Origin of the sequence: Rubrobacter aplysinae (assembly GCF_001029505.1) — a bacterium.
In the GTDB taxonomy this organism is placed as follows: Bacteria; Actinomycetota; Rubrobacteria; order Rubrobacterales; family Rubrobacteraceae; genus Rubrobacter_A; species Rubrobacter_A aplysinae.
In genome coordinates this window covers 22,638-36,037 of sequence record NZ_LEKH01000013.1, presented here as the reverse complement: position 1 = coordinate 36,037, position 13,400 = coordinate 22,638, and the positions used below count along the sequence as shown (strand labels likewise).

The following is a 13,400-nucleotide window of genomic DNA, read 5'->3' as shown; positions in this document are numbered from 1 at the left end:
GATACCGCCCATGTTTGATGAGAAGAATGAGACGAACAAGACGCTTGAGAACAGGGTTGCAATCGTTACCGGGGCCTCCAGCGGCATCGGGGAGGCCACCGCGCGCGAGCTCGCGGGCCGGGGCGCGGCGGTCGTGCTGGCGGCCCGCGACGCCGAAAGGCTCGAAGGGCTGGCCCGGGAGATCCAGAGCCGCGGAGGCCACGCCCTCCCGGTGCCGACCGACGTGACCGACGAGGAGTCGGTGCGGGCGCTGGTCGGGCGCGCCGCCGGGCTCGGCGGGGTAGACGTGCTGGTGAACAACGCCGGTCTAGGGCTCTCCGGGCGGGTCGCAGAGCTTCGGGCCGACGACCTGCGCTACGTGTACGAGGTAAACGTACTCGGCCCGCTGCGCTGTCTGCAGGCCGCGCTGCCCCACATGCGGCGCGGGGGCAGGATCATCAACGTCTCCTCTATCGTCGGGCTGCGGGCGATCCCGAAGGTCGGGGGCTACTGCTCCTCGAAGACCGCCCTGAACGCGCTCTCCGAGGCCCTGCGCGTCGAGATCTCCTCTCGCGGCGTCACCGTGACGAGCGTCTACCCGGGCACCACCCGGACCGCCTTCCGGGATAACTCCCGCCGCACGAAGGACGAGAAGCGCGGCTGGCGTCCGAAAGGCGTGCCCGCGGAGAAGGTCGCCGTGAAGATAGCCCGCGCCGCCGAGCGTGGGGGCCGGGACGTATACGTCACGCTCGGGGACCGCGCCTTCTCAGCCGCCGCGACCCTGGCCCCGGGCGCCCTGGATCTCGCGCTGCGCTCCTGGGCGGAAGATTCGGAGGAGTAGCCCTTGGGCTTCGAGGACGCCGCGCTTACCAGATTACGCCGCTACCGGGAGGAGGCGGACCGCTCGCTTGCGCTGTCGCGGGAGTCGGAGGAGGCTGTCCGGGCCTTCTCCAGACGTCTCTTCTCCGGGCTCGGGTACGTCGCCTCTCTGGCGCGGGAGGCCGGGTTCGAGGCGGAGACCACCGAGGAGTCGGGACTTCTGAACCTGCGCGTGATTGCCGGGGAGAGAACCGGGGCCTCACTCACCTTCGGCGTGCTACCCGGTGCGGCCGCCGAGACCGACGAGGACCTGATGCACGAGGGACTCAGTCACTACAGCCTGGACCCTTCCGGTTACTCGGGGCGCATCCTGGGCTTCTCTAGTATCGTCGAAGAGGGACCATGCCAGACGTTCGCCGTATACCGGGACGGGGTGTGGAAGACGAAAGGCGTCTTCGTGGAGCACGCCCGGGGCAAGACCCACGACTCCGACGAGATCCTGCACGGCTTCTGCCTGCGCATCGTGGGCCGGCTAGTGGACCTGGCGGCCCTGACCGGCGGCGCGGGCGTCGCGTGGTCGCCGGAGAGCGGGTACTCCCTCGAAGACCTCGCCTCACAAGAAAGCTTCCCCAAGAACCTGCGACTCCCGCGATAGAAAAGAGCCCCGACCGGGGGAGCGGTCGGGGCTCGGGGTAATGATCCGGCTCCCGAAAAGGTGGGAAAGGGAAAGGAGAATCAAAGGGGTATTCGGTTGCCGGATTGACTATATTTATATAGCACATATGTGCCGGCGTCAAGGATGTGTTTTGTCCGTGCCGGGAGATTGGTGATCGTTTTCTCATTTCCATCGCAGGGCCGTTTGCCGGACCCTTACGCTTCTTCCGGGAGGTTTGCTATCCCCGGCGGTGGTCCTCGACCTCTATGGTCTCCTCTTCCTCGACCCACTCCTTGCGGACGCGCACCTCTTCGTTGCCGTCTTCTCCCAGTATCTTCTCGGCTCGGGCCTTCTCGCGCCAGACAGAGACCCGCATGGTCTCCGGGGAGCCGGCTCCGGGGCCGGGCTCAGAGCCAGTTTCCGAGCCCCGGCCCTGGCGCTCTTCGCCGGCACTTTTAGAGTGATTGGAGTGCTCCCGCTCCCGGCTTCCGGAGCCGGCGGCTGCGCCCATCTCTCCGGTTGACTCGGTCGAGCCCGTGGAAGAGTCGTCGGAGTCGCTCCAGGGCTGCCTCTCGCCGGTGAAGCCGTCCTCGTCGCCCGTCTCTTTGGTCTCGTCGGGCCGTTCGTCGCCGGAGCCAGTGTCCCGGCTCTCCGGGTCCTGGCGGTGCCCGGTAGGGATCTCGGAGGTATCTTCCTCCCGGCTTCGCTGCTCGTCCGACGAGGAGCCGGAGTCCGGGCTGGCGTCCAGGCCGAAGTAGTCCCGGACGACGCGCTCTCGCTCGGCGGTGACCTCCTCGTTGGAGCCCAGGCTCGGGGCGTCCTTTATGCGCTCCCTGGACTCGGAGACCGAGATCAGCCGGCGCTCGTCGTCGGCCTGGGCGAGGCCCGCTGGTATGAGGGTGAGCTTGCCGCCCAGTAGCCCAAGCTTCACGCCGAGGTACTCCGGCCGGTCGTCCTCGTCCACGAAGACCTCGTCTATCTTGCCGACCTTCTCTCCTTCCCGGTCGCGCAGCTCGTAGCCTCTGCACTCCGCCGAGAGCTTACCGGAATCCTCATCACGCCCCCTGTATCCCACTGGCATCTCCTTTCGTAGAGCTTCATAGAGCGTTCTTTACGGCGCGTCGGACTACGCATCCCACTGGAGCCGCCCGCACGAGCCCGAGCGTATTGTGCGGTAGTTTACACATTCTATACCTTTTACCCCAAAGCCTCTCGGACCGAGGACCGGGGGACCGGGGTTAGGTTTGCCTCCTGCCGGGGGCGAGCCGGGCTGACGCGAGTGACATGCGGAAAGCGTACCCCAGGCTCCGGAGCCCGGGGTTTGTATCGGCGGCTCCCGGATGAGCTTTTCGCCGCGTTCGTCCGCCGGGGCGGCTCGGGGCTGCTAGGAAGATACCGGGTTTACGACGTAACCGCCGTAGAAGGCGTGGCCGCGGCGTAGTTGCGCGCTTTGCAGGAGGCTCTCCTGCACCAGCTCGTCCAGGGTGGCCTGTATCTCGGGGTCCGGGGTTCCTTCGAGGGTGTTTCGGAGGTCTCTGCGGTTGATCTTGCCATTCGGCACGAACGAGCACAGCCCGGCGTACAGGACGCGGGCGGCGGGGGAGACCGGGGCCTCCCAGATTGCGGGCTCGTACCAGAACTCGCCGATACCGACCGCGTCCGCCGGACGTTCCGGGCGAGCGTCCTCCAGGGGCGTGACCTCCGGGAGAGTGGTGATACCTTCTGCCCTTTCCTCGGGCATTAGAGCACCGTGCGTACCGTCTCGCCGACGCCGGGGGTGTGGATCTTGTGGGAAGGCGAGAGCCGGTGGGCGAGGTCGGAGATCTTGCGCTTTGAGCCGTGGACCAGGATGATCTGACGCGGCGTCAGCCGCTCGGTGATGCTCATCAGGTCCTCCTTGGTGCAGTGGGCGGCGAAGTTTACCCGCTCGACGCGCCACTTTGCGTCGCCGTTCGTGTCGTTTGCATAAGCGGCGGCTGCGTTGGACGGCAGGATCACGGCGTTATCCGGCGAGCCTTCGAGGCGCTTGCGGTAGAACGCGCTCGCCCCGCCCTGCATCGTTACCGGCGAGGCGACGATGGCGCAGGGGTTGCCGAGGATGCGCTCGCGGGTCTCGTCGTCGTTCGAGACGGCCCGGATGTTGTCCGAGAAGAACACCTCACGCGGGTCGGACTGCTGGAGGTAGGGCTTCATGTACGCGAGCTGCTCGGCGTAGAGTCGCTCCGAAGTCGTGACGACCGAGCCGTCCACGTAGATGAACACCTCCCGGTCCAGGCCGTACTCCCGACCGTAGTGCTTGAGTCCGAGCAGTATCTCCTGCGCCTGACCAAGCGCGTAGGTCGGGATCAGGACCGATCCCTCGTTGCCCATCGTGGTCTCGTTTATGACGTCCACCATCGTGCGGACGGACTCGTTGAAGGGCTGTGGCCGCTGGTCTGCCAGGGTCGCCTCCATGACGAGCAGGTCTATGTCGCTCACGTCTGGCAGGTTGGCCGACGGGATGGAGAGGTGATCCTCCAGGCAGATGTCGCCGGTGTGGAAGGTCGTGGCCGAGCCCGACTCCAGCAAGACGCTCGCCGCACCCAGGATGTGACCGCTCTCGGTGAAGGTGACGCGAGCATTACCCGCCTTGAACGGCTTGCCGAACGGCACGGGGATCAGGTTCTTGCGCACCTCGCTTATGGGGACGCCGCCGGGCAGGCTTCCGCCCATCGCCGCGTGGTCGTTCAGCGCGGCGACTATGAGCTTTGCCGAGGGTGGTGTGCAGTACACCGGCAGGCCGGGTCTGTCCCGAAACAGGCGCGGCAGTGCACCGCAGTGGTCCAGGTGGGCGTGGGTTATGACGGCGGCGTCGAGGCGGTCGAGCGAGGCGAAGTCCGGGGTCTGTGGGCTGCGGCCGTCGGGTTTGATCCCGGCGTCCACCAGTACGCGGGAGTCGCCGAAGTCCAGCAGGTGGCTCGAACCGCCGATCTCACCCGCCCCTCCGAGGGCCTTGAACGAGAGCATGGGCCTCGGCTTGGGGACCGCGCTCGTGGTCTTCGTGGCCACGCCCGGCTCTGGCTCGGTGGCGGACCCGGGGCCACGCGGCTCCTGGGCGTCGAGCCGGACCAGCAGGTCTATCCCGGCCTCCGTGCCGGGCTCTGTGTTAGCACCTATGCCGGATGACCAGCCGGCTTGCGAGTGCTCCGAGTCTTCGGAGTCTCCGCCCTGCCCGCTCTCCTTACCCTCTCCGCTCTCCCTGCTCCTGGTGCCGGTGCGGCCTCCGGGCTGCTCGTCCGGGCGGCCGCCGGAGGCCGTAGCGCCCGTCCCGGGGGTCTCGCCGCGGAGGTCGGAGTGGGCCTGGAGCACGTTGCCCATGAACTCCATGAGCCGGGCTGTACGGGCGGCTGATTGCACGGAGTCCGGGAGTGAGGCGACCTCGTTCTTTACCGAGCGGACGAGCAGGTCCCCGAACCCCTGGTCCGTAAAGCGGGCGTTATCCAGCGCCTCCCGTACCCGGTCGCGTTCCGAGATCACCCCGCCGAGCTCTTCGTGCATCTGCTCTACTCGTTCGGCGGCCTTGGCGTAGGCGTCGCGCTCGCCCTCCAGGGCGCGTTCTAGCTCCGTGTTCCGGGAGCCGAGCTCCGAGACGCGAGACTCCAGCTCTTTCTCGGAGTCTCTGGCCGCCGCCGCGCCTTCCTCGGCCTTTTTCACCCGGGAGGCCGCCTCCTCGCGCTCACCCCTGAGCACCTCGACCTCCTGGCGCAGGGATTCGGTCTGCTCTTTCGAGGTGCGGGAGGAGAAGGAGAGCTGATCCCGCTCCTTCTTGAGGCTCTCGATCTCGTCCTCCAGCTCCCGGACGCGGGCCGAGTCCGAGGCCTTCTTCTTCTCTTGCTGGTTCTCGCTCTCCCAGGCGGAGACGAGCGCCTGTACGGTCTCCTCGTCCGGGTCGCCGTCCCCGGCGACGGCCGCGAGCAGCAACCCTTCGTTCGTGTGCGAGCCGGAGAGCTCGGCGAGGCTCCGGCCGTCTTCCCCGGACAGCTCCCCGACCGCCTCGAAGGTCTCTGACGGTATCTGCTCCTGGACGGCGGTGCGGAAAGCGCCCCAGGCGGCGGCGTCCTGGGTGATCCTGCGCGTCAGGCTCTTGAGGAGCTGTGAGCTGCCGCCGGACTTGCGGGTCAGGGCGTCGGCCTGGATGCCCCGGGGCAGGAGCAGCTCGTCGAGGCCGGGCACACTCTTGCACAGGTCCGCGAGCGCCCGGCGGGTGTCGAGCCGCGAGAGCCGTTGCTTTACGAGCTCCTCAGGCAGGTTCTCCGGCGGGCGCCGGGTCGAGAGCCTCGAGGGCTCGTCCGCCCTCGAATCCCCCCCGGCCCTCTCGGTGAGTTCGTCGGTGACCTCCTCCCGAGCATTACCGGCACCGGTCTCCTCGTCTCCAGGTTTGGGATCTGGCATCGGGTCTCCTCCTGAAAATGTAAGTTTTGTCTGTTTTATCTGGGAGCTGCATACACATCAAATTTTAGCATGAGGGGGACCCCGGACCGCCCCATAGCCTCTGGCTGACGCTGGGCGTTACGAGCCCCGAGAGGGGGCTTTTTCGTATAGACTCCGGGCATGGAAGATGAACCTCGCAGTCAAGGAAACACGCAAAATGCACGGACGCCCGTTACCGTTAGGGCGTACTCGCCGGATCGGCACCCCATCCTGGTCCTGGAGCTGGACTCCGGGGGCCTCTGTGTGGCCTACCACGAGACGGGCTACGATCTGGACCGCTCCAAGCGGGTCGAGGAGGAATGGCTCCGGGACAACGCCATAGGCCGACACAGCTTCGTCGAGGTGACCCCGCCGCGCACGTTGGAGGCCAGAGAGCTCCGGGATTACGCGAGGAACGAGCTGGGAGCCCGCTAGACCGGAGCCCTTGCTCCGGCTATCTACGTACCTACGTACCTACGGGTCTTACAGGTCCGGAGCCTCCGGGGCCTCCACATTCGGAGCCTCTACGTCCGGGGCCTCGGGCTCCTCTATGTCCGGGGCCTGTACCTCGCCGCCCCTGGAAGCCCCTGGGGCCCCCACGTTGCCGGACTCGCGTCCTGCGTCCGGGAAGTCGTTGTTCGAGGAGTCGTTGTTCGAGGAGTTGCTGTTTGAGGAGTCGCTGCTTGAGGAGTCGCTGTTCGAGGAGTCGCTGGATCCCCCGAATGCGTAGCCCGGGCTGGAGTCACCACTGGGTCCCGAGTCTCCGCTAGAGCCGGCAGTCTCTCCAGGATTACCGGGCTGGGGAGAGGGAGTCGGCTCCGGAACCTGAGGCTGTGGTGATGCGGGAGCTGGCGTCGAAGCTGGATCTGGCGTCGGTGCGGGGTCTGACGTCGAAGCGGAATCTGGCGCCGGGGCGGGCTCGGGGGCCCCGAGACTGTATGAGATCGCGATCCGGGCGCCGGGCTCCACCTCGGTTCCGGCTCCGGGGTCTGTCGAGAGCACGGTGCCTGCGGACTCGCTGCTCTGTACTCCCTGGGTGGTGTAGCCAAAGCCCTGGTCCCCGAGCTCCCGCTGGGCGTCTATAACCTGCTCTCCGAGCACGTCCGGGACGGTTACCGGTGCGGGGCCGGCGCTGACGGTCACGTCTATGGCCGTGCCGGGCTCGGCGGTGGCCCCGCCCGACTGGCTCTGAGAGAGGATCAGACCCTCCTCGAGCTCTCCGGTCTCCGTCTCCGACACCTCCCCGAGCTCCAGGCCGGCGTCCGAGAGGAGGGATCTCGCCTCCGCCACGCTCGAGCCGTAGAGGTTCGGCACGGAGACCGCCTCCGGCCCGGTGCTGACGGTCACGTCCACCGCGCTGCCCGGCTCTGCCTCCGACCCGGCCTCCGGGCTCTGCTCCATGACGTCGCCCTCCGCCACCTCGTCGCTCGCGGCCTCGCTCCTCTCGCCAAGCTCCAGGTCGGCGTCGGACAAGGCGGACCTCGCCTCGGAGACGGACATCCCGGAGAGGTCCGGCGTGTCCACGGGGGCCGGGCCCGTCCCCACCGTTATGGTGACGTCCGACTGGTAATCCGCCTCTTTGCCGGCCGAGGGGCTCTGGGAAACCACGTTCCCTTCCTCGTCCGCGGAGCTCTCCTCTCTCTCTACCTCTACCCCGAAGGCGTCTTCGGCGAGCCGGCTCTCGGCCTCGTTGCGGGAGTCTCCGACCACGTCCGGCACCTCGGCCACCCGCTGGCCGCTGAGGACGACCGAGATCTCCGAACCCTGCTCCTGCTCGGAGCCCCGGGCCGGGCTCTGTTCGAGTACCGTATCCTCCGGCTCCCGGCTGTCCCGTCTGTCCGACACGGCGATGTTGAAGTCCTCCCCGGCGCGGTCCCGCGCCTCTTGCAGGGTGAGCCCTTCAAGCCCGGGCACCTGCGCGGTGGGGGCGGCCTGCGGGACCACGGTGTAGGCGGCCCAACCGGCGAGGGCGAGGAGCGCCAGGAAGAGCAGTATCAGCAGGGGCAGAGCCTTGCTGCGTCTCCTGCCTCCCGCCCCTCCCCAGTCGGAGACCAGGGTACGCTCCCCGCCTCCGTTGTTACCTCCGCTACCGCCGTGACCCCCGTAACCACCGACCGGGGGGGCGACCGCCGGTAGCGCCATCGTCGTCGCCTCGCCCGGAGGGTAGCCCGCCACGACGTTTTCGAGGTCCCGGATCAGCTCGGACTCGTCGGGGTAGCGGTCCTCCGGGGCCTTGGACATCAGCCGGTAGGTGATCGCGTCCAGCCCCTCCGGGATGGAGTCGTCTAGCTCGCTCGGCGGCTCGGGGTCCGCGTTGACGTGCTTCATGGCGATGCCTATCGGGGTCTCGGCGTCGAACGGGAGCTCACCGGTCAGCATCTCGTACAGCACCACGCCTAGGGAGTACAGGTCGCTCTGGGGCCCGGCGGGCTCTCCCATCGCCTGCTCGGGCGAGATGTAGTGGGCCGTGCCCATGATCGAGCCCGTCCGCGTCATGGTTGAGGAGGTCGCCGCCCGGGCTATGCCGAAGTCCGTGACCTTGAGGTCCCCGGTCTCGGTAACCAGGATGTTGTGGGGCTTTATGTCCCGGTGGACCACGTCCCGCTCGTGGGCCGCCTTGAGCGCCTCCGCGATCTGGAGCGCCACCTCGGCGGCCGTCCTGGCCGGGAGCGCGCCCCGGCTGTTTATGCGGTCCTTCAGGGAGCCGCCGGGCAGATACTCCATTGCGATGTAGTACGTCCCCCGGGAGCCCTGTCCGTCCTGACCGTCCTGCCCGTTCTCCGCATCCTCTGTCTCGCCCCGGTCGTAGATGGAGACGATGTTGGGGTGGGTCAGTGCGGCGGCGCTCTGGGCTTCGCGCCGGAACCTCTCGACGAACTCCTCGTCGTCCGCGTGGCTGTTGCTCAGGATCTTGAGCGCCACGTCCCGGTCGAGCACGTCGTCGTGGGCCAGGTAGACTTCGGCCATCCCGCCCGTACCGAGCGGCCTGAGTATCCTGTAGCGGTTGTCTACTAGCTGTGGCACGTCAGAGAATTATACCCGGGGCCGGGTCTCCACACTCTCCCTGATAGTCTGGCGTCTCTCACGGCCTACCCTCCCACTCCTCGCCGAGCGCCATCCTGCGGCCGGCCTTGTTTGAGATGACCAGGAGCAGGCCCGTGAGGATGAAGTTTCCCACCACCGAGCTGCCGCCGTAGGAGACGAAGGGTAGCGTGATGCCGGTGAGTGGGATCAGCTTGGTCACCCCGGCCACGATGATGAAGGTCTGCAGGGCGAACATCACCGTCAGGCCGCCGGCGAGCAGCTTCGAGCCGTCGTCCGGGGCGTAGAGGGCTATCTTCAGGCCCCGGTAGGCGAACACGAGGAACGCCATGAGTAGCGCCGTCGCCCCGAGCAACCCCAGCTCGCTCGCCACCGAGGAGAAGATGAAGTCCGTCTGGACCTCCGGGATGCGTCCCGCGAGCCCCTCGCCGAGCCCGGTGCCCGCGACCCCGCCCTCTGAGATGGCGAAGATGCTCTGCAGAATCTGGTACCCACCCTCGTTCGCCTGGGACCACGGGTCCAGCCACGCGCTGACCCTGACCTGGACGTGGTCGAACATGAAGTACCCGGCGACAGCGCCCCCGGCGAAGAGCAGGCTCCCGATCAGGACGTAGGCGAGCTTGCCGGTCGCCACGTAGAGCATGAGCAGCGGCACGACGAAGAAGAGCAGACTGCTCCCGAGGTCCTTCTCGAACACCAAAAGACCGAGCGACGCCGCCCACACCATCGCCACGGGCCCGAAGTGCTTCAGGGGCGGCAGCGGGATACCGATAAAGCTCCTGCTGGTGGCGGCCATCACGTCGCGCTTCTCGGCCAGGTACCCGGCGAAGAAGATCACGAGCGCGATGCGGGCGAACTCCGAAGGCTGGAACCGGACCGGCCCTATGTCCACCCAGAGCCTGGCTCCGTTGACCTCCTGCCCGAACGGGGTAAACGTCAGGCCGATGAGCACGAACGCTCCGAGCGCGATCAGGTACTTGTAGCTCAAAAGACGCTGGTAGTTCCGAAAGAGGAAGATGGTCAGGAGGAGCACCACACAGCCCACCAGCACCCAGACTACCTGTGTGGTGGCGAGGCTGGCCGGGACGCCCTCCGTGAATCCCGCGCGGTAGATCATTATCAGGCCCACCCCGGTTAGCAACGTGACTATCGGGATGAGTAGCGCGTCGGCGTAGGGCAGCCACAGGCGCACGATCAGGTACACCCCGAGCATCATCCCGGCGTAGGCCCCGCCGTAGACGAACGGGGGGCTCGCGATCCCGCCTTCCCTGCCGAGGAGCAGGATCGCGAACCCGAGGGCTACCGTGAGCAGCGCGAGTACCATCGGCATGGTTGCTTTGCGCGCCAAGTTCCGCTCCTTCTACTGCTTTTGCAGGTCTTCGAGCACGGTCTGGAGCCGACCTTCAGTGTACAACCTGTTATCCTGCACCTGGTCCCGGTAGGGCTCCGCTATATCTGACTCCTTCACCCCGGTGCGCTGGTCCACCCGGTTCAGCTCGTTGCCCAAGAAATCGTAGGGCACGCCCTGGTGGATCACGACCTCACCCTCTTCGTAGGCCATGAAGTACCGGGTGCTCCACCACAGGTACGGCGGCACGAGCAACAGCCCGAGGAGGGCGACCACCGCGAGCCCCCGGATGAGTGCGGATATCGCCTTTCCTCCCGCTGCGAGCCGCTTCCGACGGCGCTGGCGACGGCGTGGATCACCCTGGGTCTCCCGTTCGTCCGGCTCGGGCCTGATGCGGTATCTCTCGACGACCTCCTCCGGCGTCGGCTCCCGGGGCTCTGGCTCTTCCTCGACCGCCACGCCGTCCCACACGCCGGGGATCAGGCTCTCCCCCTCGCCGGGCCCGGAGTAGCTCCCTTCTCTGCCGCGGCCCCCGCGCTGTCCGGCGGAGCGTGCCTCGTCCCCGCCCGTCTCGTCCGAGCTTCGTATGGCGGACCTTCTGCGTCTTCTCCGGGCCTCGCCTCTCTTTTCTCTACCCCGGAGCCGCCGGACCCTGGAAGGTCTCTCCTCCGTGGGCTCGCCTCCGCCCGGAGTGTCCGGGGGAGGGGGCGTCGCCGGCTCCCGGGTTCCGCCGGTGGTCCCGACGCTGGTCGGGCTGGGTGCCTCCGGAGACTCCTGGGCCGCAGAGGACCGGCGGGCCTCTTGCTCGACGTCCACGACGACCACGGTGACGTTGTCGCTGCCGCCCGAGGAGAGCGCCGCCGAGAGCAGGCTGCGGGCAGACTCTTCGGCGGTCCCCGGATCGCCACCCGGGCCGCCGGAGGCCAGCTCTGAGATTCTGGTCTCCGCGACCATGTCCGGCAGCCCGTCGGAGCAGAGCACGAGCCGGTCGCCGCGCCGGAGCCGGTACCGGGCGGAGTCCACCTCCACCTCTTCCTCTGCCCCCAGCGCCCGGGTAATGAGGTTCTTCTGCGGGTGATCCGAGGCCTGTGCCCGGGTCAGGCTGCCGCTCCGCACCAGCTCGGCGACGAGGGAGTGATCCTCCGTAAGCGGCGAAAGCTCGCCGTCCCGGAGCAGGTAAGCCCTGGAGTCCCCGACGTGGGCGATCTCCGCCTCTACGCCGCCTCCGGACTCCTCGATCCTGGCGGCGACCACCGTGGTCCCCATGCCGGAGAGCTTCTCGTTCTCCCGGGCGGCAGAGTAGACGCGGCGGTTCGCCTCCCGGATGGCGGGCTGGAGCGGATCTCCGGGCTCCAGATTTTCGAGTGACTCGATGACCATCGAGCTTGCGACCTCCCCGGCCTCGAAGCCCCCGACGCCGTCGGCGACCGCGAAGAGCGCCGGGTCCCGGCCTCCACCCGAGAGCAGGGAGTCCTCGTTGTTCTCGCGCACCCTGCCCGGGTCGGTGAGGCCGAAATGGTCCAGGGAGAGCACTAGAGGGAAGCCTACTCCGCGTACCTGAAGGTGGTCGAGCCGACGGTGATCTCATCCCCCTGGTGTAGCGGCGTGGCCCCGACTATCTTCTCGTCGTTGACGTAGGTGCCGTTGGTCGAGTACGCGTCTTCCACGTACAGAAGGCCGGCGTGTCGGGTAAGCCTGGCGTGACTGCTCGACGCGAAATCGTCGCTCTTCAAGACGATGTCCGAGCCCGGTGAGCGCCCTATGACCGTTATCCCGCCCTTTATGTGGAACCGGGTCCTGGGCTCCAGCACCTCGGATTTCTCTACCACCAGCCTGGTCTCCGGACCGTTCGAGGGGGCCCTGCCGTTGCCCCCGTAGCCTCCATTACCGCCGCTACCACCATTGCCGCCGTTGCGGCGCGCGGCCACGGAGCGCGCCGAGCCCGGTGAGCGGAGATCCTCCTCGGAGACCTTCTTGAGATCCCCGACCCCCCGCCGCACCACGGCGTAGACGAAGGCGAACAAAAGCAGCAGGAGCAGGGCCTTTGCGGCCAGCAGGGGTACCTGGATGTCCACGGGTCTAGGCCCCTCCTGCCCCCCGGCGTCCCCGGGAGGCCTCCGAGGAACCTGATGAGCCCGAGGAACCGCGGTCCCAGCGCGAGGTTATGCCACCCGGCCCGGAGGAGCTACCAGAGCCGCCGGCTCCGCCGGGATGAGCCGCCTCCCGGCCCCTGGGCTGGCTCCGGCGCACGTTGAACGTGGTGGCGGTGTGGCCGAAGGTGATCTCATCCCCGTCGTCTATCCGCTCGCGGCCTATCGGGGCTCCGTCCAGCAGGGTGCCGTTGGTGGAGCCGAGGTCCTCGACCGCGAAGCCGTTCTCCTGGCGCTCCAGCCGGGCGTGCCGGCGCGAGACGTTCGGGTCCCGGACGACGATGTCGTTGTCCTCGGCCCGGCCCACGGTCCACGGCCCGCTGCCCTCCAGGGTGTAGGTCTCGTCCCCGGTGGAGACCGTGACCGTCTCCCGTGCAAGACCCTCCCTGCGGGCCTGCTCCGCCGAGATAGAGGCGGTCCCCCCGGCTGCACCCGAGGCGTACTCGGTCTCTCTCTGATCCGCCCGCTTCTCCGGCTCTTCGGGCTCCTCTGATCCTTCCGGCTCCGGTTCTTCTGGTGCTTCGGTGCGGAAGATGCGCGTCTGGCCCGAGGTATCCGAGGGGGCTCCCCGGTCGCGCGGGCCTTCGCCGCCCGTCAGCTTCGCGGTGACGCCGAACTCGCCGAACTTGAGCGTCTCCTCGGACTCGAAGCGGACTTTAGGGGGCGTCATCAGGTGGTAGCTCTTGCTTTCGGCGTGGGTAGAGGCGTACTGGATCAGCTCTTCCCGCAACGAGCGTTCGTAGGCCTGCATGGACTCGTGGTCCTCGTACGAGAGGTGGATGGTAAAGTCGTTCGGCGCGTAGGTGCGGGAGACGCTGATCATGCGCCCCTCGTCCATCTGCTTGGTGAGGCCCTTGGCTATCTCGACGGGGTGGACCTGACGGCGGAAGGCCCGGCCGAAGACGCCCTCGACCATGGACTCCATGCCCTTCTCTATCTGTTTGAAGAACCCCAAAGA

11 protein-coding genes are annotated in these 13,400 nt (G+C 67.6%); 3 read left to right on the top strand and 8 right to left on the bottom strand.

The window, feature by feature from the left end:
- Positions 1–10: 10 nt before the first annotated feature.
- Positions 11–820, top strand: coding sequence for an SDR family NAD(P)-dependent oxidoreductase (locus tag ABD53_RS12220; protein ID WP_047866087.1), 810 nt, complete (start codon positions 11–13; stop codon positions 818–820).
- Positions 821–823: 3 nt separating this feature from the next.
- Positions 824–1,453, top strand: a complete 630-nt coding sequence (locus ABD53_RS12215) for a hypothetical protein (protein WP_047866086.1) — start codon at positions 824–826, stop codon at positions 1,451–1,453.
- A gap of 238 nt (positions 1,454–1,691) precedes the next feature.
- Here ABD53_RS12215 and ABD53_RS12210 read toward each other — a convergent pair whose 3' ends face one another.
- The 3 genes from ABD53_RS12210 to ABD53_RS12200 form a co-directional block, all read right to left on the bottom strand.
- On the bottom strand, positions 1,692–2,528 hold the full coding sequence (locus tag ABD53_RS12210; RefSeq protein WP_047866085.1) for a PRC-barrel domain-containing protein: 837 nt from the start codon (positions 2,526–2,528) through the stop codon (positions 1,692–1,694).
- A 309-nt stretch (positions 2,529–2,837) separates the two neighbouring features.
- Positions 2,838–3,194 (bottom strand): hypothetical protein, encoded by a 357-nt coding sequence (locus ABD53_RS12205; protein ID WP_047866084.1) that lies wholly within the window; start codon positions 3,192–3,194, stop codon positions 2,838–2,840.
- Entirely contained in the window at positions 3,194–5,884 is a 2,691-nt protein-coding gene (locus ABD53_RS12200; RefSeq protein ID WP_047866083.1) for an MBL fold metallo-hydrolase, read from the bottom strand. Before ABD53_RS12200 ends, ABD53_RS12205 begins: the two co-directional genes overlap by 1 nt.
- 159 nt (positions 5,885–6,043) lie before the next feature.
- Here ABD53_RS12200 and ABD53_RS17040 point away from each other — a divergent pair, with 159 nt between their 5' ends.
- On the top strand, positions 6,044–6,337 hold the full coding sequence (locus ABD53_RS17040) for a hypothetical protein (protein ID WP_152670762.1): 294 nt from the start codon (positions 6,044–6,046) through the stop codon (positions 6,335–6,337).
- A 48-nt stretch (positions 6,338–6,385) separates the two neighbouring features.
- Here ABD53_RS17040 and pknB read toward each other — a convergent pair whose 3' ends face one another.
- From pknB to ABD53_RS12175, 5 genes are read right to left on the bottom strand one after another with little or no spacing between them, the layout of a single operon-like run.
- Positions 6,386–8,926 (bottom strand): Stk1 family PASTA domain-containing Ser/Thr kinase, encoded by a 2,541-nt coding sequence (gene pknB / locus ABD53_RS12195; RefSeq protein WP_047866082.1) that lies wholly within the window; start codon positions 8,924–8,926, stop codon positions 6,386–6,388.
- A gap of 58 nt (positions 8,927–8,984) precedes the next feature.
- A complete protein-coding gene (locus tag ABD53_RS12190) occupies positions 8,985–10,292 on the bottom strand; it encodes an FtsW/RodA/SpoVE family cell cycle protein (RefSeq protein WP_047866081.1) in 1,308 nt (435 codons plus the stop codon).
- Positions 10,293–10,304: 12 nt separating this feature from the next.
- Entirely contained in the window at positions 10,305–11,825 is a 1,521-nt protein-coding gene (locus tag ABD53_RS17525; protein ID WP_053058024.1) for a Stp1/IreP family PP2C-type Ser/Thr phosphatase, read from the bottom strand.
- Positions 11,826–11,836: 11 nt separating this feature from the next.
- Positions 11,837–12,367, bottom strand: coding sequence for an FHA domain-containing protein (locus tag ABD53_RS16085; protein WP_053058023.1), 531 nt, complete (start codon positions 12,365–12,367; stop codon positions 11,837–11,839).
- Between the two features lie 4 nt (positions 12,368–12,371).
- Positions 12,372–13,397, bottom strand: coding sequence for an FhaA domain-containing protein (locus ABD53_RS12175; RefSeq protein WP_047866080.1), 1,026 nt, complete (start codon positions 13,395–13,397; stop codon positions 12,372–12,374).
- Between the last annotated feature and the right edge of the window lie 3 nt (positions 13,398–13,400).